Source organism: Vibrio sp. SBT000027 (assembly GCF_963894355.1).
Lineage (GTDB): Bacteria > Pseudomonadota > Gammaproteobacteria > Enterobacterales > Vibrionaceae > Vibrio > Vibrio splendidus.
In genome coordinates, this window is sequence record NZ_CAWQGD010000004.1 from 693,373 (window position 1) to 713,442 (window position 20,070).

At 44.6% G+C, this 20,070-nt stretch carries 20 protein-coding genes and 1 tRNA gene; 13 read left to right on the plus strand and 8 right to left on the minus strand.

Going from position 1 to position 20,070, the window contains the following annotated elements; genetic code table 11:
- Window positions 1-93 precede the first annotated feature (93 nt).
- From minE to minC, 3 genes are read right to left on the minus strand one after another with little or no spacing between them, the layout of a single operon-like run.
- Window positions 94-357, minus strand: a complete 264-nt coding sequence (minE, locus tag AACU28_RS13080; protein WP_010436847.1) for a cell division topological specificity factor MinE — start codon at window positions 355-357, stop codon at window positions 94-96.
- 6 nt (window positions 358-363) lie between these two features.
- On the minus strand, window positions 364-1,176 hold the full coding sequence (gene minD, locus AACU28_RS13085; protein ID WP_009848498.1) for a septum site-determining protein MinD: 813 nt from the start codon (window positions 1,174-1,176) through the stop codon (window positions 364-366).
- A gap of 21 nt (window positions 1,177-1,197) precedes the next feature.
- On the minus strand, window positions 1,198-1,860 hold the full coding sequence (minC, locus tag AACU28_RS13090; protein WP_017084080.1) for a septum site-determining protein MinC: 663 nt from the start codon (window positions 1,858-1,860) through the stop codon (window positions 1,198-1,200).
- Window positions 1,861-2,081: 221 nt separating this feature from the next.
- Here minC and AACU28_RS13095 point away from each other — a divergent pair, with 221 nt between their 5' ends.
- The 5 genes from AACU28_RS13095 (at window position 2,082) to AACU28_RS13115 (ending at window position 7,945) form a co-directional block, all read left to right on the plus strand.
- On the plus strand, window positions 2,082-2,372 hold the full coding sequence (locus AACU28_RS13095; RefSeq protein ID WP_017084079.1) for a YcgL domain-containing protein: 291 nt from the start codon (window positions 2,082-2,084) through the stop codon (window positions 2,370-2,372).
- 30 nt (window positions 2,373-2,402) lie between these two features.
- On the plus strand, window positions 2,403-3,401 hold the full coding sequence (locus AACU28_RS13100) for a lytic murein transglycosylase (RefSeq protein ID WP_017079489.1): 999 nt from the start codon (window positions 2,403-2,405) through the stop codon (window positions 3,399-3,401).
- Between the two features lie 188 nt (window positions 3,402-3,589).
- Complete coding sequence (locus AACU28_RS13105) at window positions 3,590-4,510, plus strand: LysR family transcriptional regulator (protein ID WP_102534306.1); 921 nt, start codon at window positions 3,590-3,592, stop codon at window positions 4,508-4,510.
- 205 nt (window positions 4,511-4,715) lie between these two features.
- The gene (locus tag AACU28_RS13110) at window positions 4,716-5,915 is read left to right on the plus strand and encodes a NupC/NupG family nucleoside CNT transporter (RefSeq protein WP_004734178.1); all 1,200 of its coding nucleotides are present in this window, start codon (window positions 4,716-4,718) and stop codon (window positions 5,913-5,915) included.
- A gap of 215 nt (window positions 5,916-6,130) precedes the next feature.
- Window positions 6,131-7,945, plus strand: coding sequence for a cation:proton antiporter (locus tag AACU28_RS13115; protein ID WP_121603043.1), 1,815 nt, complete (start codon window positions 6,131-6,133; stop codon window positions 7,943-7,945).
- A 170-nt stretch (window positions 7,946-8,115) separates the two neighbouring features.
- On the opposite strand, the gene folD is transcribed toward AACU28_RS13115, so the two are convergent.
- Complete coding sequence (gene folD, locus AACU28_RS13120) at window positions 8,116-8,973, minus strand: bifunctional methylenetetrahydrofolate dehydrogenase/methenyltetrahydrofolate cyclohydrolase FolD (protein WP_004734180.1); 858 nt, start codon at window positions 8,971-8,973, stop codon at window positions 8,116-8,118.
- 210 nt (window positions 8,974-9,183) lie between these two features.
- Here folD and AACU28_RS13125 point away from each other — a divergent pair.
- Window positions 9,184-9,260 (plus strand) — tRNA-Arg (locus AACU28_RS13125).
- Between the two features lie 113 nt (window positions 9,261-9,373).
- On the opposite strand, the gene AACU28_RS13130 is transcribed toward AACU28_RS13125, so the two are convergent.
- Complete coding sequence (locus AACU28_RS13130; RefSeq protein ID WP_121603044.1) at window positions 9,374-9,877, minus strand: GNAT family N-acetyltransferase; 504 nt, start codon at window positions 9,875-9,877, stop codon at window positions 9,374-9,376.
- Between the two features lie 297 nt (window positions 9,878-10,174).
- On the opposite strand from AACU28_RS13130, the gene aroC reads away from it, so the two are divergent.
- Entirely contained in the window at window positions 10,175-11,260 is a 1,086-nt protein-coding gene (gene aroC, locus AACU28_RS13135; RefSeq protein ID WP_004734182.1) for a chorismate synthase, read from the plus strand.
- Between the two features lie 108 nt (window positions 11,261-11,368).
- Here the strand turns inward: aroC and AACU28_RS13140 are convergent, their stop codons facing one another.
- Window positions 11,369-11,992, minus strand: coding sequence for a trimeric intracellular cation channel family protein (locus AACU28_RS13140; protein WP_004734183.1), 624 nt, complete (start codon window positions 11,990-11,992; stop codon window positions 11,369-11,371).
- Window positions 11,993-12,291: 299 nt separating this feature from the next.
- On the opposite strand from AACU28_RS13140, the gene AACU28_RS13145 reads away from it, so the two are divergent.
- The 3 genes from AACU28_RS13145 (at window position 12,292) to AACU28_RS13155 (ending at window position 13,805) form a co-directional block, all read left to right on the plus strand.
- Window positions 12,292-12,822: an elongation factor P hydroxylase gene (locus tag AACU28_RS13145; RefSeq protein ID WP_017079495.1), complete on the plus strand. Its 531-nt coding sequence runs from the start codon at window positions 12,292-12,294 to the stop codon at window positions 12,820-12,822.
- A gap of 9 nt (window positions 12,823-12,831) precedes the next feature.
- Window positions 12,832-13,095: a YfcL family protein gene (locus AACU28_RS13150; RefSeq protein ID WP_004734185.1), complete on the plus strand. Its 264-nt coding sequence runs from the start codon at window positions 12,832-12,834 to the stop codon at window positions 13,093-13,095.
- A 188-nt stretch (window positions 13,096-13,283) separates the two neighbouring features.
- Window positions 13,284-13,805, plus strand: a complete 522-nt coding sequence (locus AACU28_RS13155; protein WP_121603045.1) for an NADPH-dependent FMN reductase — start codon at window positions 13,284-13,286, stop codon at window positions 13,803-13,805.
- A 167-nt stretch (window positions 13,806-13,972) separates the two neighbouring features.
- Here AACU28_RS13155 and mnmC read toward each other — a convergent pair whose 3' ends face one another.
- Window positions 13,973-16,120: a bifunctional tRNA (5-methylaminomethyl-2-thiouridine)(34)-methyltransferase MnmD/FAD-dependent 5-carboxymethylaminomethyl-2-thiouridine(34) oxidoreductase MnmC gene (mnmC, locus tag AACU28_RS13160; protein ID WP_121603046.1), complete on the minus strand. Its 2,148-nt coding sequence runs from the start codon at window positions 16,118-16,120 to the stop codon at window positions 13,973-13,975.
- Window positions 16,121-16,176: 56 nt separating this feature from the next.
- Here mnmC and fabB point away from each other — a divergent pair, with 56 nt between their 5' ends.
- Entirely contained in the window at window positions 16,177-17,388 is a 1,212-nt protein-coding gene (gene fabB / locus AACU28_RS13165) for a beta-ketoacyl-ACP synthase I (RefSeq protein WP_010436883.1), read from the plus strand.
- Window positions 17,389-17,528: 140 nt separating this feature from the next.
- Here the strand turns inward: fabB and AACU28_RS24570 are convergent, their stop codons facing one another.
- Complete coding sequence (locus AACU28_RS24570) at window positions 17,529-17,741, minus strand: hypothetical protein (RefSeq protein ID WP_102384724.1); 213 nt, start codon at window positions 17,739-17,741, stop codon at window positions 17,529-17,531.
- A gap of 161 nt (window positions 17,742-17,902) precedes the next feature.
- Between AACU28_RS24570 and AACU28_RS13170 the strand changes: the two genes are divergently transcribed.
- Window positions 17,903-19,036, plus strand: coding sequence for a 4-phosphoerythronate dehydrogenase (locus AACU28_RS13170; RefSeq protein ID WP_054542235.1), 1,134 nt, complete (start codon window positions 17,903-17,905; stop codon window positions 19,034-19,036).
- A 12-nt stretch (window positions 19,037-19,048) separates the two neighbouring features.
- A complete protein-coding gene (locus AACU28_RS13175; protein ID WP_004734159.1) occupies window positions 19,049-20,062 on the plus strand; it encodes an aspartate-semialdehyde dehydrogenase in 1,014 nt (337 codons plus the stop codon).
- Window positions 20,063-20,070 lie beyond the last annotated feature (8 nt).

Consider the following 20,070-nt stretch of genomic DNA (forward strand, 5'->3'; position numbering starts at 1 on the left):
ACGAATGCTGCAGAGATAAAAGTTTCAGACATAAAAAAGAGAGCCTAGGCTCTCTTTTTTATTGAGTATTGATAAGCACAGCTCAGGCTTTAGTTATCGATCTTCTTCTGGAAGCTTAACGTTCAGCTCTAATACTGAGATGTCGTCATCTTTATGTTCGAACGTCAGATCAACCATTGATGGATCGACTTCAACGTACTTCGCAATACATTTCAAGATGTCTTCTTTCAGTTGCGGCAAGTAAGACGGCGCTGGGTCGTCATGGCTGCGTCGCTCGGCAACAATGATCTGCAAACGCTCTTTGGCTAGGTTTGCGGTTGTCTTTTTCTGTGGTCTAAAAAACTCTAATAATGACATTGCGTATTAGCCCCCGAACAGTCTTTTGAAGATGCCTTTCTTCTGTTCCGTTAAGAAACGGAAGTCCACTTGGCTACCCAGTAGTCGCTCTACAGTATCATTGTAAGCCATACCTGCGTCGGTTGCTTCGTCAAAGATAACTGGCACACCCTTGTTCGATGCGTTCAGTACTGCCTGGCTCTCTGGAATCACGCCCAGTAGAGAGATGTGCAGGATTTCTTCAACGTCTTCCACACTGAGCATCTCACCTTGAGTTACGCGTGCTGGATTGTAGCGAGTCAGTAGAAGGTGTGTTTTCACTGGCTCTAAGCCGTCTTCTGAACGACGAGATTTAGAGTCAAGAATACCTAGAATACGGTCTGAGTCGCGTACAGAAGAGACTTCAGGGTTGGTGGTTACAATCGCTTCATCAGCAAAGTAAAGCGCCATTAGAGCGCCTTGCTCGATACCCGCAGGAGAATCACAGATGATGAAATCAAAGCCCATTTCATCCAATTCATCAAACACACGACGAACGCCATCTTTTGTTAGTGCGTCTTTATCACGAGTTTGAGAAGCAGGAAGAATGAACAGGTTCTCTGTACGCTTGTCTTTGATCATCGCTTGGTTCAGCGTCGCTTCACCATTGATAACATTAACGAAGTCGTACACAACACGACGCTCACAACCCATGATTAAATCTAGGTTACGCAGACCGATATCAAAGTCGATGACTGCGGTTTTCTTCCCTTTTAAAGCCAGACCCGAGGCAATAGCTGCACTGGAGGTCGTTTTGCCTACCCCGCCTTTACCCGACGTTACAACGATAATGCGTGCCATTCTGTTTTCCTTTTATTTCTCTTATATTGCGAGGACATCAACGTGTAATACATCGTTTGCCATACTGAACATGGTTTTCTTCTGCCAGTACTCGCTTTCAATTTGATCGCTGAGCCAGTAATTTCCTGCAATGGAAACCAGCTCGGCTTGTAAATCATTACAAATTATTTTTGCTTCAGTTTGACCACTTGCACCTGCAATCGCACGGCCACGTAAAGTGCCATGAATATGGATGCTGCCATCGGCAATGACTTCTGCGCCAGCGCTCACATGGCTGAGGATCAATAGATCGCCATCTTTCGCATACACCTGCTGACCAGAACGTATCGGGGTTCTCACCACCTTTATCGGGGCCATCTTCGCCGGAGCTTGAGAAGGTGATTTACTTGCTGTCATCACGGCAAAACCTGCATCTCTGGCTAAGTTTTGCATGCGTTTATCTGAACAGCCTGCCACACCAACCGGGATCATGCCCGCTTGAGATATACCATTTTTCAGTTGCACGAAATCTATATCGCCCGCGACTTTGCTAATGTTGATAACAACAGGCGCAGCTGCGAAAAAAGTGGGTGCCTGGTCTACCTTCTCTTGAAGAAAAGACACTGCATTTTCGACTTGATCATCGGATAAGTGCAAAACAGATAGCGTGAAACTGCTACCTTTTAGATCTGGGTTACTAGACATCGAAAAACTACAGGACCTCAATAGCGGATTGGTACAATTTCTTTATCAATAAAATAAAGGGCATTGCCTGAAACTAGGTTTATCATGTTATATTCCCAAACCAAGCACAGCAAGTAATCTTGTTGTCAAATGAACGTTTTGTTCCCAATATTTCCCTAACATAAACTATTGATCTCGCAAGTGAGAGTTTTGTAGTCATAAACATTTAAAAAAGGTTTGTCATGCTGTGTTCTATATATAAAAGTTCAAAGAAAGAAGGAACATACCTTTATATCCCTAAGAAGGATGATTTTTCACAAGTTCCTGACGCATTGATGCAAATGTTTGGTAAACCTAGTTTTGTAATGGTAATTAAAATGGACGGCCGTAAACTGGCTCAAGTGAACATCGATAAAGTGAGAGAATCACTGAACACCGATGGTTTCTTTTTGCAGGTTCCGCCACCACCAGTTAACGAACTTGAGCTTCATAAAGAGCGTAAAGCTCAAAAAAAAGGTCAAGACGAAGAGTGATAGCCACCTCAATTCAAGGAGGAGTGATCGTTGAGTAAATTTTCGAAAACCATATTGGCTGTGTCGGCATTACTATTGGGTAATAGCCTGACCATTGGCTCGGTTCAAGCTGAAGAGCTTAGCTTTGAGCAATATGTAGAAAAACTAAAGCAACAAGGTCGTGAAGAAGGTATTTCTGAAGCGATCATTGATGAAGCTTTTGATGGTGTGACGTTTAAGCCAAGAGCGGTAAAAGCTGACAAAAACCAACCAGAAAAGAAACTGACTCTGGATGAATACATTCCACGTGCGGTTCCTGACTGGAAAGTGAAGCAGGCGAGATCACTCTATAAGAAACACTACACGGCGTTAAAGCGTATTGGTGATGAATATGGTGTTCAACCAAGATTCATTGTCGCTCTGTGGGGTGTAGAGAGTAATTTTGGTAAGTTCACGGGGAATTACAGTGTTATTGATGCTCTAACAACCATGGCTTATGAAGGTCGCAGAGAAGCCTTCTTCCGTAGCGAAGCGATGGCGGCATTGAAGATTCTGGATCAAGGCCATATTGCACCAAAAGAGATGAAAGGCTCTTGGGCTGGCGCGATGGGGCAACCTCAGTTTATGCCAAGCTCATTCTTAGCTTACGCCGCTGATGGCAGTGGTGATGGCAAGAAAGATATTTGGGGTACCGAAGAAGACGTGTTTGCTTCGGCGGCTAATTATCTCAGCCAATCGGGTTGGGATGACAAATATACTTGGGGGCGTCAGGTTCACGTTCCATCAACCGTGTCTATTGAGATGCAAGGTCGAGACGAAGACAAAGCGAAATACCTAAAAGAGTGGTCTGAACTTGGTATTAAGCGTTATGACGATCGCCCATTACCAACGCTTGATGAAGATATTAAAGCTTGGTTAATTATGCCAGACGATGAAACTGGCCGTTCGTACCTCATTTACAATAACTACAATGTGTTAATGAAGTGGAATCGTTCTTACTACTTTGCTTTGGCTGTCAGCCACCTAGCCGATAGAATTAAGTTTGATTAATTGACCTAATTTGATTAATAGACCTAATTTGATTAATAGACTTAATCTGATTAATAGAACTAGGTCGCTTTGAATAGCATTTAGCCTACTATAGGCAGAACAGATTAAAGGACTCTTCGGAGTCCTTTTTATTTTATATTTCAGAGATTTAAGAAGGTGGTTTTGTGCTAACAGATAGAGCCGCACAGATGGTGATATTCCATGCGTTAATCAAGCATGAAGGCTTTACCAGTGCAGCAAAAAGCTTGAATGTGTCGGTATCTCACATCAGTAAACAAATTGCTTTGCTCGAGGATTCGATAGGTATCAAGTTAGTGCAAAGAACCACACGCAGCCTTACGTTAACCGAAGCTGGAGAAGTGTTCTATCAGCATTGTGAGCAGCTATTCAATACGGTGAAAGCGGCTCAAATGGACATGGATAGCCAGCGTGACGACATTTCTGGAATATTCCGCATAGGCTTGTCTCAGTCATTTGGCACACTGCATATCATTCCAGCGATTGACCAGCTTAGACAGCTTTACCCTCAGCTGAGAATTGAAGTGCATTTGTTCGATTACAAAGTGGACATGATTGAGGAGCGTTTGGATCTCTGGATCACTAACAATGAAGACTTACCTGAAGGTTACATTGCGCAGCGCCTAGCCGACAGCCAGTTTGTGGTAGCCGCATCACCGGATTATCTGATTAAGGCAGGGACTCCACACGTGCCATCTGATCTGATTGACCATAACTGTCTTATCTACCGCAGCCGTGAACGTGATTACACGTCATGGGCATTTGATAACGGCCAAGAAAATCTCAGTGTTAAAGTGGCGGGCGATTACTCGGTGGATTTGGCTGAAGCGGTACGAGACGCGGCAGTATCAGGCTGGGGCATTGCTTACCTAGCGACTTACTTAGTCAAAGAAGAATTTAGAACGGGCAAGCTCATCCAAGTTTTACCGGAATGGCGAGCGAGTCAGCTGATGCCATTCTATGCCGTGTATCCGAGCCGAAAGAACATGCCGAAGAAGCTTTCTGCAGTGATTGAGTTCATCAAAGATCATATCGGATCACCGACTTATTGGGACAAAAACCTCAAAACCTGCGTTGAACTGCACCGCTAACTGTTTCCCAATCTATAAATATAATTTCCATATGGAAAAAGTTTGTTTTTTAATCAAAGTTAATTATTACAATTCAATGACTTAGTGGGAGGGGCTATTAAAGAGTGATTCAACCAACATCACATTAACAACCTCAACTTGCCGCAAACGATTTCCTCTATAGAATGCGTCGCCTTTCCTACCTACAACTTTTAGGTTGACGCACATGGCTTCCCTACTTGGAATTATCACTATTTTAGTAACCGCTTGGTTACTATCTACGGACAGAAAAAATATCCCGCTAAGAACCGTCTCTTTGGCTTTCTTACTGCAAATCTCATTCGCCCTACTGGTTCTGTATGTGCCAATGGGTAAAGAAGTGCTGAATGCAGCCACTGGTGCAGTGTCTAGTTTGATCAACTACGGTCAAGAGGGGATTAACTTCCTATTTGGTGGCCTAACGAATAACGGATTTGTATTCGCTATTAACGTTCTCGGCATCATTATCTTTTTCTCTGCATTGATTTCAGGTTTGTATCACATCGGCTTTATGCCAAAGGTGATCAACCTAATCGGTGGGGCTTTGCAAAAGTTCTTAGGTACAGGTCGTGCGGAGTCACTGTCTGCTACTGCGAATATTTTTGTTGGCATGATCGAAGCGCCATTGGTGGTTAAACCTTACTTGAAGCACATGACGGATTCACAGCTGTTTGCCGTAATGGTGTGTGGTTTAGCTTCTGTTGCTGGTGGTACGTTAGTGGGTTATGCATCGCTTGGTGTTGATTTGAATTACCTTATCGCTGCAGCGTTTATGTCGGCACCTGCTGGTCTATTGATGGCCAAGATTTTGGTACCTGGCAGCGCAGATGAGGCTCAAGAAAATATTGAGTCTGACGTTGAAATTCCACGAGCAACAAACGTCGTTGAGGCAATGGCAGATGGGGCTATGTCTGGACTTCGTATTGCCGTTGCTGTGGGCGCGACACTTCTGGCCTTTATCAGTGTGATTGCCATGCTGAATGGCTTGTTAGGTATTGTTGGTGGCTGGTTTGGCGTAAACCTAAGCTTCGAACTTATTCTAGGTTATGTGTTCGCACCCGTTGCATGGCTGATCGGTGTGCCGTGGTCTGAGGCTGTGGTTGCTGGCTCGCTGATCGGTAACAAGATCGTTGTGAACGAGTTTGTGGCTTTCATCCAGTTAATGGACGTAAAAGACGCACTGAGTGAGCACTCAAAAGCGATCGTTACTTTCGCGCTATGCGGTTTTGCAAACATCTCTACGATGGCAATTCTGATTGGCGGTTTGGGCAGCTTGGTTCCAGAGCGTCGTTCTTTCATCTCACAATACGGCTTTAAAGCAATTTGTGCGGGTGTGCTTGCCAACCTAATGAGCGCAGCGATTGCGGGCGTGGTGCTTTCTCTATAAGTAATCATTGGTGACTTATAAGCACTTTCTAACTCGGCCATAATCACCTAGTTAGCTAATCGTGGCTTTGCTCTCCCTATAGTAAAGTGACTGATTAACCACAATAATATTCGCTTAGTATGATAAAGAGAGCCTATAGTGTAAGAACGTAGGCTTTCTTATTTCAGTGAATAAGTTTGTACCACAGGGTGTGGTACAAATGTTTAGGGGCACAAATGGATTTGTCGATCACTTCTTCTTTGGCGTTAATTGGACTCTTGTCCTTGGCTTGCCAGCTACTTGGTTGGCGTTTGCGTCTTCCCGCTATTCTTCCTTTGCTTATCGTTGGCCTGCTGTTAGGTCCCGGTCTAAACATCCTTAATCCTGATGCCATTTTTGGTGATGTACTGTTCCCGTTGATTTCATTAGGGGTCGCCATCATTCTGTTTGAAGGTGCATTGACTCTTAATTTCAAAGAAATCAGAGGCCATGGCCGCATGGTGACTCACTTAGTGAGTTTCGGCATGTTGATTACATGGGCGTGCATCGTGGTGGGGGCTTATTATTTTGTCGATTTCAGTTGGCCATTGGCGGCGCTGTTTGCTGCATTAGTCGTGGTGACTGGCCCAACGGTGATTGTTCCCATGCTGCGCAGCATTCAACCCAAATCTTCGCTAGGCAGTATCTTGCGCTGGGAAGGGATAGTGATTGACCCGATTGGCGCTCTGTTTGCCGTTCTCGTTTACGAATACATTGTCTCTTCAGCCGATCCTACAAGCCATGTTCTGTCGGCGTTGGGGCTAACTTTAGCCATTGGTTTGGGCTTAGGGATCATCGGTGGCCATTTGATTGCCAAGATGCTGAAAGGGCATTGGGTTCCGCACTATTTGCGTAACGTGGCGGTTCTGACATTAATGCTGGCGGCGTTCTCTTTCTCAAATGATCTGAGTGAAGAGTCCGGTTTATTAACCGTGACCATTATGGGTATTTGGCTCGCCAATGTGAAAGGCTTGGATCTCGAAGACATTATTGAATTCAAAGAAACCCTGACTGTGTTACTCATTTCTGCGTTGTTTATACTGTTAGCGAGCAGGCTTGATTCTGGGACTTTCCTCTCAATAGGTTGGGGCGGAATTGGCTTATTAGCGGTCGTCATGCTGGTGGCTCGTCCTCTAAGTGTGTGGATCAGCGGGATCGGCACGGATCTTACTTCAGCAGATAAATGGTTTTTGAGCTGGATGGCGCCTCGCGGGATCGTTGCTGCTGCAGTCTCTTCTCTATTTGCAATCAAGCTTCAAGAGAAGCAATTAATCGAAGGGGCTGACCTACTGGTGCCAATGGTGTTCTTGGTCATCATAGGCACGGTTGTGATTCAGAGCCTAACCGCGAGTTGGTGGGCTAGAAGGCTGGGTGTGACTCAAGAGAAGGCACAAGGGGTTATTTTCTTTGGTGCGACTCATTTTTCACGTCAGTTTGCCAAAGTGCTGGCGACACACAATATCAACAGTGTGCTTGCCGATACCAACTGGGAGAGCATTCGCTTAGCGCGCATGGACAACTTGAATGTCTATTTCGGTAATCCAGCTTCGAGCCATGCTGAAAATAATCTGGAATTGGACGGGATAGGGCGTGCCATGATCGTTTCGCCTTACCGTCAAACCAACCCATTAGTCAGTATGCACTATCAAGATGAGTTTGGTGAGAATAAGGTGTTTGAACTTGAATCATCAGAAAATAAACATGAAAGGCATCAGGTGAGCCGTGATGGCAATAGAAGCCTGTTTTCAGAAGGGGTTACCTATTCCAAACTTAACTCCTTGATGGCTCAAGGTAGCCAAATTAAGAGCACGGGTTTGACCGAAGCATTTGACCTTAATGAGTTTAACGCGCTGTATCCTAAAGCGATTCCATTGGGTGTGATTACTGGCGGTGATTTCCGTTTAGTGACGCAAGGTTCTGATTTGGAAAAACTCATATCAACGGAGTGTCAGGTCATTAGTTTATTGCCGCCTTCGGAAGAGATTGAAGGTATCGATACTCCGGATAAGTAGCGAGTGCTCTGTATTTAAAGCGAGTCGCTTTGTATCAAAAACGAATCGCTCAGTATCAAAAAAGCCGCAACGTCTTCACGCTGCGGCTTTTTAATTTTGCCCTAGCTTATTTTACTCTAGGGCGAGGCAATTCATGCCACTGGTATTACTACCTAAGCTGTCATTGCCGACTATTTCGAGTGAAATTGCTCACAAGCGATCATAGTATTTTCGATTAGGCTTGCCACTGTCATTGGACCTACACCACCCGGAACTGGTGTGATGAAGCTTGCGCTCTCTTTAGCCACATCGTATTCAACGTCGCCAACGAGCTTGCCAGATTCCAAACGGTTGATACCAACATCGACCACAACAGCACCTTTCTTAATCCAAGCACCAGGAATGAAGTTAGGCTTACCAACGGCAACCACAACAACGTCTGCTTGACGTACGTGACCTTCAAGGTCTTTGGTGAAGCGGTGGCATGTTGTTGTCGTACAACCTGCTAGAAGCAGTTCTAGAGTCATTGGGCGACCAACGATGTTTGATGCACCAACAACAACCGCGTGCTTGCCGCGTAAATCGATGTTGTAACGGTCAAGCAGCGTGATGATGCCTTTAGGCGTACAAGAGCGCAGCTTAGGCATACGCTGAGCCAAACGGCCTACGTTGTATGGGTGGAAGCCATCAACGTCTTTTTCAGGTGTGATACGCTCAAGAACGTGAGTAGTATCGATACCAGCAGGCAAAGGCAGTTGAACTAGAATGCCATCAATCTCTGGGTCTTCGTTGAGTTGATCGACTAGCGTTAGCAATTCATGTTCGGTGGCAGTTGCTGGTAAATCAAAAGATTTCGAGACGAAACCAACTTCTTCACACGCTTTGCGTTTACTGCCAACGTAAACCTGAGATGCCGGGTCTTCACCCACTAAAACAACCGCTAGGCCCGGGGCGCGTAATCCAGCTTGAGTACGAGCTTTTACACGTGCCGCTACTTCAGAGCGAACCGTTTGAGAAATTAGCTTTCCATCAATATTTTGAGCAGTCATGAATTTCCTTAGTATTGATATTCAAGTTAGTGGCTGATGTTTTGGCGCATTATTCCAGAAAATCTTTTTGATTACCATCAAGCAAACGTTTGCTTTGTTCTATTTTCCAACACTTATAATCTTATTGCCCTTTTTTTACTCACTTGGATCAGAATGTTAGATAAAGCCGTTGCTTTACTGATTCGAATTCGTATAATCCTTTCCTGTAGCGCGCCCTTAGCTCAGCTGGATAGAGCACCTCCCTTCTAAGGAGGTGGTCGAAGGTTCGAATCCTTCAGGGCGTACCACTATTTAAAGAAACCCGATAACTCTCTGAGTTGTCGGGTTTTTTGCATTTCAGAACGACTTAATATTTCAATACCATGTTGTGTCTTTAGATGCCTTTGTCTTTCAGTTTTTGCTAAACGGCAACGAGCTGTGGGGTATATCTAAGGCCTAGCATACTGCATCCATCTTCCAAGTAACGATCGGTCACTACGTCGAAACCGAACTTACCATAATAATCTTTAAGATGAGCTTGTGCCGAAATAAAAATTGAGCAATCAGGGTAGATCTTCCGAGTGGTATCAAAACTGACTTGCATGAGCTGGTTACCTATCTGTTTACCTCGGCATTCTTTCGCTACGATCACTCGCCCGATACAAACATCATCTGCATCAGAATCGAGCAGAGGGAGAACATCTACGGGGTATCCAAGCTTCTGAGCCATAATTCGACTGTAAGCCACTAGGTGTCCGTTCTCATAACCCATGACGTGATAGGTCTCTGGATGATTATCTTTGCCGTCTAGATCACTATAGGGAGTGTTCATATCCACGATAAAAATATCGACTCTTTGCTGTAAGAAATCATAGAGCTCTTGAACAGACAGCTCCGCAAATTTTTTAACTCTCCACTCGATCATCACTTTTCTCCTTATTATTTTGGGCTACAACATAGAGAGTATTCAAACCGAGTTCATTAACCTTTGTTAACTGGCCATGAAACTATTCAAAATCACCACTTTAAAGCGCCACTAATTTTCCCTCGTTATTCATTTCATTCGGCTTATGTAATAGAAAGTTAAAATTGTTCGTTTTTTGGGGTTTACATCATTTAGTAATAAAGCCACTATGAATTCACGAAGAATAGACAAGTAAGGCTATTAGCCAGTCGGTTTAGGAATCAAACCTTCTGAGTGATGGCTGATTTAGAGGAAGTAATGGCAGGAAACAGTATCGGACAACATTTCCGCGTGACTACGTTCGGAGAAAGTCACGGTATCGCACTAGGATGTATCGTAGATGGGTGCCCACCAGGATTAGAAATTACCGAAGCAGACCTTCAAAGAGATTTGGATCGTCGTCGCCCTGGTACTTCTCGCTATACAACGGCTCGCCGTGAAGCGGATGAAGTGAAAATCTTATCAGGTGTATTTGAAGGCCAAACTACGGGCACTTCTATTGGTCTATTGATTGAAAATACAGACCAACGCTCTAAAGACTATTCCGAAATTAAAGATAAATTCCGTCCTGGTCATGCTGACTATACCTACCATCAAAAGTACGGTGTGCGTGATTACCGTGGCGGCGGTCGTTCTTCTGCTCGTGAAACTGCAATGCGTGTTGCGGCAGGTGCAATTGCGAAGAAATACCTGAAACAAGAATTTGGTGTTGAAATCCAAGCATATCTTTCTCAAATGGGTGACATCTCAATTGATAAAGTGGATTGGAATGAGATCGAAAACAACGCGTTTTTCTGCCCAGATGCCGACAAAGTGCCTGAGTTTGACCAACTGATTCGTGACCTGCTAAAAGAAGGCAACTCGATTGGTGCGAAGATTCAAGTGGTTGCGACTAAAGTGCCTGTAGGCCTTGGTGAACCAATCTTTGATCGTTTAGATGCTGACATTGCTCACGCTCTAATGAGCATTAATGCGGTGAAAGGTGTTGAGATTGGTGATGGCTTTGATGTCGTTAATCAACGCGGTAGTGAACACCGTGATCCATTAACTCCAGAAGGCTTCAGCAGCAACCATGCTGGCGGTATCTTAGGCGGTATTTCTACTGGCCAAGATATTGTGGCGAGCATTGCGCTTAAACCAACATCAAGCATTACTGTTCCTGGTGACACGATCACTAAAGACGGTGAAGCAACGCAGTTAATCACTAAAGGTCGTCACGATCCATGTGTTGGTATTCGTGCAGTGCCTATCGCAGAAGCGATGTTAGCGATTGTATTGCTTGATCACTTGCTACGTCACCGTGGTCAAAACTTTGGTGTGACAACAGAAACGCCAAAAATCTAGTTCTGCTTCGTTTTATTCAAAACAGATTTGAAACTGATTTGATAGAAACAAAAAAGGGTTGCTTCGTAATGAAGCAACCCTTTTTATATTCTGCGTCATTGAGAATATCTAATGCACAGAGCTTTCCGGATCAAGCTGGAACGAAGGCAAGCGCCATTTGAATCTTACGGCAGCCATACGCAGCAAGTAGCCAACTACAAGCGTAACAATCGTTGCTGTTACGTCGTTAATGCCAAGCTCAAGCAAACCTAGGTATAAACCTGAAGCGACAAGGGCGACAGATGCGTACAGCTCTTCATGCAGAACCAATGGTGTTTGACGGCAGATAAGATCGCGCAGCAGGCCACCAAATACGCCAGTAACCAATGCAGACACCATACAGATCATTGGGTGCAGACCCATGGTCATCGCCACTTTAGTACCAATGATACTGAATACGATAAGCCCCAGCGCATCCAAACGAATGAATAACCCTTTTAGCTTGATTACCCATTTAGCCAGTCCTGTTGTGATAACACCCGCGATACAGGTGATCGCCAGATATTGTGGGTTTTCAACCCAACCTAAAGGGTAATGGCCGAGTAAGATATCTCGTACTGTACCGCCGCCAATTGCCGTTGCACTTGCAACCAACATTACACCAAACCAATCCATTTTTTGTTTGCCAGCGCTGAGAGCGCCGGTCATGGCTTCTGCCGTGATGCCAATGATATACAAAACACTTAGTAGCATTGCTGTAGCTCTATAATTTAGGTCTATAAATTGGAGTCTTATAGGCCATAGGGATATAAAAATGAAGCGCGAGTGTAGTAGTAAAAACGCTGATTGACGAATGAATATTTGTACCGTGAATAGGCATTTCAGATTAGCTAAACTAATCATTCACCTCAAAATGGTGTAATCTGGGATCAGCAATCGATTGTCATCGTAAAGTATTATGATGAACCTAATGTCATTGCCAGTGATAGGGCTTTACCGAGCGCTTAAAAAAACGCAAAATGCCCCAGTTCTTTTTATTTAAATTTGATCTTATGACGCACCAATACCCAGATATCATCGACATTTTCAATCAAACCTTTTTCGAGAGCTTTAATACCAAGCTAGAACTGGGAGCGGACGAGCCTATTTACCTGCCAGCCGATGGGGAGGTTTCTCATCACCGTATCGTATTTGCTCGCGGCTTTTACGCGTCAGCACTTCACGAGATAGCACACTGGTGTGTGGCTGGTCCTGAGCGTCGTTTATTGGAAGATTTTGGTTACTGGTATGAGCCTGATGGCCGAACTGAGTCGGTTCAAGCTGAGTTTGAAAAAGTAGAAATTCGCCCACAAGCGTATGAATGGATCATTGCGACCAGTGCAGGCTTTCCTTTTAATGTCAGCTGTGACAATCTACACGGCGATTTTGAGCCAGATCGTTTGGCCTTTATGAATAAAGTACACAGCGAAGTCATGGGTATCTTTGAAGCTGGTCTTCCGCCTCGCGTGAAAATGCTCTCTGAAGCATTACGCAGCTTCTATGATGTTGCACCTTTATGTACTAGCCAATTTATTGTGAAATAAGAGAATATTATGATTATCGAATTTGAAGAAAAACTACTTGAAGTAATTGATGCTCGCATTGAAAACGCATCAGACGATGAACTGTTTGCTGGTGGTTACTTACGTGGTCATATTTCTCTTTCAGTGGCTTCATGTGAAGAAGACGGCATTGAAGACGTAGCAGAAGTTAAATTACGTATTGAGAAGAGCCTAGAAGACGCGCGTTCTGAATTGACGCCAGCCGATCGCACGATCGTTAATGACCTTTGGGTTGAGCTGCAAAACCAAGCTTAATTTTATTCGTCTAGCATTATTCGTCTACCGTAATTCGCTCATTACTCTTCCTCCTCATTTTTGAGCGAACCAATAATTTGAGACTCATTCGAAATTTTTGAATGAGTCCGTTCATTTCTTGTGATGGTTCCATTTTCTGACTACGTTATTCTAATCCCACTTAACGGAATTACAGAAAAGGTCACATCATGAAAGTTATCGCATTTGGCGCAAGCACAAGCTCTACCTCTATCAATAAAGCACTAGCAACTTACGCAGCAAACTTGATTGAAGGTGCTGAAGTAAAAGTCCTAAACATCACCGATTACAACGTGCCTATGTTCAGTGAAGACACTGAAAAAGAGATTGGCCAAGCGGAAGGCGCTCAAGCATTTTTACGTGACCTAACTGAAGCCGATGCATTCGTTATCTCGTTTGCTGAACACAACGGTCATTACCCAGCAGCGTACAAAAACTTATTTGACTGGACGACACGCATTGAGCGTTCAGTATTTGGTGAGAAGCCTGCGATTTACTTAGCAACCTCACCGGGCCCGGGTGGCGCACAGACTGTACTTGGCGCAGCAACAGGTTCAGCACCATTTTTTGGCGGTAACGTTAAAGCGTCACTTTCAGTACCAAGCTTCTACGATAACTTTGATTTTGAGTCGGGTTCAATTAGCAACGAAGAGATTGCCGCTCAAATTAAAGACGTGATTGCTAAGCTGTAAAAGCGGAAAGTAAAGCGAATAGCTGCAAAGTAACTAACGGCTCTAGAATAAGAAGCAGCGACGCAGACAAGATAGAAAAACAAAGCCCGAGCATTGAGAGATGCTCGGGCTTTTTGTTTGGGTCGTCCTAATACTTATTTGAATATTTAGACCTAGTCTAGAATCGACTATTCCGCACTGGTTTGTTTCGTTGAAACCCAACCTTCTGTTAACGCTTTGCCTTTGCGTAATCTTCTAATCCACATTCGACTTGGATGAATGGCTTCGAGCACATCAACCGGAAGAGGTAGAGGATCGCCACAAATTTGCGATGCTAAAACTTCAGCTAAAAGAGGGGTCGAGCTCAAACCACGCGAACCTAAACCGATAAAGCAGAACAAGTTCGGATAGCTGCTAACAGGTTCGATATCGTCGCTAGCATCACGCTGCGGATTAAAGTTGTGCAGATTCTGATATTGCTCTTTGATGGATTCAAAATCGCCAACATTACCGACGAATGGTAGGTGATCTCGACTCACGCTGCGGATACCTTGGCGCGCTAAGTTGCCGCTGGTATCGACATCTTTTGTCCATGCTTGGTCTGGTAGCGACCCATGCAGGCGCTCGCCATTATGTTGCTGAACCTCAATATCAAACTCTTGGTCGATATTGGTTTTATCGTAATTCGCGCCAATACAGTGGTGACCATTATTTGGGTTTTGTGGCGTCAGGTAGCCATCAAAGCACAATACCGTTTTTAACTGGCTGAGATTCTCTGTAGTCGGGATATGACTTACTTGCCCTTTAACTGGTGTCAGAGGTACGGGGCGAGTTTGTTCAAATTGGGTGAACTTGTGTCCATTCGCGACAACCACTTGATCGTGCTTGGTTTGAATTTCACCTTGAGGTGTCTCAATCGTCAGCAACCATTGCTGCTCTGCTTCTAACCATTCAAGTTGCGTAACTTGGTGTTGATAGTGTGCGCTCACTTGGTTTGTCTCTTCTAACTTACCAATCAAACCTTGAGTAAGCTGAAGAGGGCTTAGCCACCCACCCAATGGAAAGTAAACACTCTCTTTATCGACCGGTAAACCAATCTTTTCGTTGGCTTGCTCTGGCGTTAAGCGCTGAATCAAGTCTGTGTGAAAATTGCCTTCCAACATGCGGTTGAGCTTTTTAGTGGAGCCTTCATCCCACATCAAAATGTTCACGCCACACCAGTCGTGATCAAATTGAACAGACTGAGCCGCTTGATTAATAAATTGACGAGCAAACAGTAACCCTGGGCCAAACACGCGAGACACGTTCGATGTCGCTTCACTCAATAACGGGTAAATCGCACCTTGGTTGTTGCCCGAGGCATTACCCGCAGCTTGTTGGTGTTCACAATAAAGGGTGATGTTTTTACCACGTCGGCTTAACGTTTTTGCAAGCGCAGCACTGGCAACACCACCACCGATAATGGCGATATCTTGTGAATCACTGTGTTGAGCTAGGCCATACCAAGGTTTAATGTTGGTGTGGGCGTGCTTCTCATCAAGTCGGCCGGCAATCATTTCCCGCTTAGTACCAAAGCCTTTGACCTTTTTCATCGCAAAGCCAGCTTCGATTAAACCACGGCGAACAAAACCAGCGGCGGTGAAAGTGGCGCAGCTGCAATCTTGTTTTGCCAATTTGGCCATGCCGTTGAATAGGTTTTGATTCCACATTTCTGGGTTCTTACTTGGCGCAAAGCCATCTAAGAACCAAGCGTCAACCAAACCTTCATGCGGGGTCGGCACGTTTGGCATACAATCTTTAATATCACCAAACCACAAATCAAGCGTGATCGCACCATCACCAAGCACAATACGGTGACATTCAGGCAGGGCGATAGGGTAGTGTTTTTGGAGTTGTGTCGCATACTCCGCTAATTCTGGCCACGATTGGTGCGCTTTGATGAGATCCTCTTTATTGAGAGGATATTTTTCAAAACTGATGAAATGTAACTCTTTGGTCATCGCTTGTGGGTTATCTTTAATAAAAGCATCGAACCATTGCCAGACTGCGAGAAAGTTCAAACCTGTACCAAAACCGGTTTCAGCTATCACAAAACGGCGTTGTTGATGTTCAAGCCAACGCTCTGGAAGGTGGTTTTGTTTTAAAAAGACGTAGCGAGTTTCTTCTAAACCGTTAACATTAGAGAAGTAAACGTCGTCAAATTGGTCTGAAACTGGCGTGCCAGACTCATTCCATTCCAGTTCTGCATTAGTAATTGAAGTCATAAAATCTATCATTTTGTGATTTGAAGCGATATGTTGGTAGGGATTGTACGAATTTCTAGGAAAGCTGACCACTTTTGTTAGGCTTCTTAGTTATCATCTAGCTGAATTTAGAATTATAGGAATGTCACATGAAACGAGTCGTAATCACCGGTATGGGTATTGTTTCAAGTATCGGTAACAACGTCGAAGAAGTTTTAGCATCACTGAAAGAGGGTAAATCTGGTATTACCGCTTCAGAGCAGTTCAAGGAAAATGGCTTGCGCTCTCAAGTTTGGGGTAACCTAAAAATGAACCCTGCTGACCATATCGATCGCAAAAAAATGCGCTTTATGGGTGATGCAGCGGCATTCGCTTATCTTTCAATGGAGCAAGCAATTGCTGATTCTGGTTTAACTGAAGATCAAGTATCTAATGACCGCACGGGTATCGTAGCGGGTTCAGGTGGTGCTTCATCTCTAAACCAAGTAAACGCAGTAGACATCATTCGTGAGAAAGGCGTGAAGCGCGTTGGTCCATACATGGTGCCACGTACAATGGCTTCTACGGTTTCTGCTTGTCTTGCTACACCATTCAAAATCCGTGGCGTGAACTACTCTATGAGTTCTGCATGTGCAACATCTGCACACTGTATTGGTCACGCAATGGAGCTTATCCAACTGGGTAAACAAGACGTTGTATTCGCTGGTGGCGGTGAAGAGCTGGATTGGTCTCTGACTATGATGTTCGACGCAATGGGCGCACTTTCTACTAAATACAACGACACTCCAGAATTGGCTTCTCGTACCTACGATGCTGACCGTGACGGTTTCGTTATTTCTGGTGGCGGCGGCATGCTAGTTATCGAAGAGCTTGAGCACGCTGTTGCTCGTGGCGCAAAAATCTACGGCGAGATCGTGGGTTACGGCGCAACTTCAGATGGTTACGACATGGTTGCTCCTTCTGGTGAAGGCGCGGTTCGTTGTATGAAGATGGCAATGCAAAACGTTGATGGCGTTGACTACGTGAACACTCACGGTACTTCAACTCCTGTGGGTGACGTTAAAGAACTTGGCGCAATCCAAGAAGTCTTTGGCGGAAACAGCCCGGCAATCTCAGCAACTAAAGCGATGACAGGTCACGCTCTAGGTGCGGCTGGTGTACACGAAGCAATTTACTCAACGCTAATGCTTGATAACGGCTTCATCGCACCAAGCATTAACGTTGCAAACCTAGACGAAGCAGGCGCAGGCCTAGACATCGTAACGGAAGCTCGTGAACAAGAGCTAACAACGGTTATGTCTAACAGCTTTGGTTTCGGTGGTACGAACGCAACGCTAGTAATCAAAAAATACCAAGGCTAATTGAAGCCAAGGTTAAATTAATAAAAGGTTAATCGTTAATGGGTGACGTGAATGCAGATTCAACACGCACAGGTCGCCCAGTAATCATGACCATCAGAACATAGCTTTTATAAATATGGTTTTAAGCGTGTTTTTTAACCCTAGCTTTGTAAGCTTCGCTTTAGAAAATAGCTTTTTAAATCAAGATTTAGAAGTTGAAAGGTTTCCAGAGCTTGATCAGTGCTGACTTTGGTTAGTACTGGTTGAACAGACGCAAGACTCTGTCTCCTGGAGAGCGAGATAGGATCCTTTTGTTCTGGATGTTTGCCCGATTGTTTATTCAATCGGGCATTTTTCGTTTCTGGGCTACACAATCTTCAGTGTTGATTCGGTTTTGGAATATGGTGTGATAAATGCCAACGTAGCCCTTTATATATAATGTATTCCATTTGCTACTCGACACCGAGTGTGGAATTTTGCACAATCATTTCAATTCACATTTAGGTCGATAGACCCCAACTAAAGTACTCGCCAAATGAAAATCTTAATCGACGAAAATATGCCTTATGCTGAAGCGCTATTTAGCCAGCTAGGGGAAGTGACAATGAAGTCTGGTCGCACATTAACTGCTGACGATCTAGTTGACGTAGACGCATTGATGATTCGCTCTGTCACCAAGGTGAATGAGTCATTGATTAGCAAAGCCAACAAGCTGAAGTTTGTCGGCACTGCGACGGCAGGTATGGACCATGTCGACCAAGCATTGATGAAAGAGCGTGGCATTTTCTTTACTGCGGCGCCTGGCTGTAACAAGGTGGGTGTCGCTGAGTATGCCTTCAGCGCAATGATGGTACTTGCGCAGCAACAAGGCTTCTCTGTATTCGACAAAACGGTCGGTATTATCGGTTGCGGTCAGGTAGGTAGCTACTTAGCGAAGTGCCTTGAAGGTATTGGTATCAAAGTTCTGCTGAACGATCCTCTAAAACAACAAGAGGGTGATACTCGTGAGTTTACTGAATTAGAGACACTGCTTGAGCAATCGGACGTGATCACTATGCATACGCCAATTACTAAAACGGGTGAGTTCCCAACACATCACTTGATCAATGAGCAAGTGCTGAACAACTTACGTGCTGATCAAATTTTGATTAATGCAGCTCGTGGCCCAGTTGTTGATAACCAAGCGTTAAAAGCTCGCTTGCAAAAAGCCGATGGTTTTACTGCCGTTCTTGATGTATTTGAGTTTGAGCCTGAAGTCGATTTTGAGCTACTTCCACTGCTTGCTTTTGCAACTCCTCACGTAGCGGGCTACGGTTTAGAGGGTAAAGCACGTGGTACCACGATGATCTTCAACAGTTATTGTGAGTTTTTAGGTACTGAACAGCGTGCTTATGCAAGCGATCTTCTGCCAACAGCGCCAGTGCCTCAAATGAAATTAGATAGAGCTTGGGATGAAGCAACACTGCACAATTTGACTCAGTTGATCTATGATGTGCGCAAAGACGACGCCTTATTCCGTCGCAATATCTCTACGCCGGGTTCTTTTGACAAGATGCGTAAAGAATATTGGGACCGCAGAGAGTACAGTGCAGTCGAGTTAACGGGCGACGAATCTTGTAATTTAACGCCGTTATCTAAACTCGGTTTTATGGTAAAGCCAACTTTATAAAAGAGAGAAACAATGAGCCAAGAATTTAATATTGCTATTTTAGGTGCGACTGGTGCGGTTGGTGAAACCATTCTTGAAGTACTTAAAGAGCGTAAATTCCCTGTCGGTGAAATGCACTTACTAGCAAGTGAACGTAGTGAAGGCAAAACTTCCCGTTTTAACGGCAAAACAATACAAGTACAAAACGTAGAAGACTTCGATTGGTCTCAAGTACATATTGCGTTTTTCTCTGCAGGTAGCGAGCTTTCAGAACGTTGGGCTCCAATCGCCGCTGACGAAGGTGTGGTTGTTATCGATAACACATCACGTTTCCGTTATGAATACGATGTTCCTCTGGTTGTTCCAGAAGTGAACCCTGAAGCGATTGCTGAGTTCCGTAACCGCAACATCATCGCGAACCCTAACTGTTCTACTATTCAGATGGTAGTAGCACTTAAACCTATTCACGATGAAGTAGGTCTTGAGCGTATTAACGTTTCTACTTACCAATCTGTGTCTGGTGCAGGTAAGCCGGGTATCGATGAGCTAGCAGGCCAAACTGCTAAGCTTCTTAACGGCATGCCAGCTGACAAGTCAGCATTCTCACAGCAGATCGCGTTCAACTGTATTCCTCAAATCGATGAATTTACAGAGAACGGCTACACACGTGAAGAAATGAAGATGGTTTGGGAAACTCAGAAAATCTTTGCTGATTCGTCAATCACGGTGAACCCGACTTGTGTTCGTGTTCCTGTGTTCTACGGTCACGCTGAATCCCTACACGTTGAAACTCGTGCGCCAATCGGTGCAGAGCAAGTTATTCAGCTTCTAGAGAACACGGAAGGCGTTGAAGTATTCCAAGCTCTAGACTTCCCAACTCAAGTTCGTGATGCGGGTGGTAAGGACCACGTAATGGTTGGTCGTATTCGTAGCGACATCAGCCATCACAGCGGCGTGAACATGTGGGTAGTAGCTGATAACGTTCGTAAAGGCGCAGCGACAAACGCAGTTCAAATCGCTGAAGTTCTGATTCGCGATTACTTCTAAGCTTCATT

Bases quoted from the DNA above. Each gene is read 5' to 3' on its own strand.
- fabB (WP_010436883.1), top strand. From the start codon at position 16,177: ATGAAACGAGTCGTAATCACCGGTATGGGTATTGTTTCAAGTATCGGT.
- AACU28_RS13115 (WP_121603043.1), top strand. From the start codon at position 6,131: ATGGATTTGTCGATCACTTCTTCTTTGGCGTTAATTGGACTCTTGTCC.
- AACU28_RS13130 (WP_121603044.1), bottom strand. From the start codon at position 9,877: ATGATCGAGTGGAGAGTTAAAAAATTTGCGGAGCTGTCTGTTCAAGAG.
- minE (WP_010436847.1), bottom strand. From the start codon at position 357: ATGTCATTATTAGAGTTTTTTAGACCACAGAAAAAGACAACCGCAAAC.
- folD (WP_004734180.1), bottom strand. From the start codon at position 8,973: ATGACTGCTCAAAATATTGATGGAAAGCTAATTTCTCAAACGGTTCGC.
- AACU28_RS13140 (WP_004734183.1), bottom strand. From the start codon at position 11,992: ATGCTACTAAGTGTTTTGTATATCATTGGCATCACGGCAGAAGCCATG.
- AACU28_RS13145 (WP_017079495.1), top strand. From the start codon at position 12,292: ATGACGCACCAATACCCAGATATCATCGACATTTTCAATCAAACCTTT.
- aroC (WP_004734182.1), top strand. From the start codon at position 10,175: ATGGCAGGAAACAGTATCGGACAACATTTCCGCGTGACTACGTTCGGA.
- AACU28_RS13155 (WP_121603045.1), top strand. From the start codon at position 13,284: ATGAAAGTTATCGCATTTGGCGCAAGCACAAGCTCTACCTCTATCAAT.
- AACU28_RS13110 (WP_004734178.1), top strand. From the start codon at position 4,716: ATGGCTTCCCTACTTGGAATTATCACTATTTTAGTAACCGCTTGGTTA.
- AACU28_RS13105 (WP_102534306.1), top strand. From the start codon at position 3,590: ATGGTGATATTCCATGCGTTAATCAAGCATGAAGGCTTTACCAGTGCA.
- AACU28_RS13095 (WP_017084079.1), top strand. From the start codon at position 2,082: ATGCTGTGTTCTATATATAAAAGTTCAAAGAAAGAAGGAACATACCTT.
- minD (WP_009848498.1), bottom strand. From the start codon at position 1,176: ATGGCACGCATTATCGTTGTAACGTCGGGTAAAGGCGGGGTAGGCAAA.
- minC (WP_017084080.1), bottom strand. From the start codon at position 1,860: ATGTCTAGTAACCCAGATCTAAAAGGTAGCAGTTTCACGCTATCTGTT.
- AACU28_RS13150 (WP_004734185.1), top strand. From the start codon at position 12,832: ATGATTATCGAATTTGAAGAAAAACTACTTGAAGTAATTGATGCTCGC.
- AACU28_RS13175 (WP_004734159.1), top strand. From the start codon at position 19,049: ATGAGCCAAGAATTTAATATTGCTATTTTAGGTGCGACTGGTGCGGTT.
- AACU28_RS13170 (WP_054542235.1), top strand. From the start codon at position 17,903: ATGAAAATCTTAATCGACGAAAATATGCCTTATGCTGAAGCGCTATTT.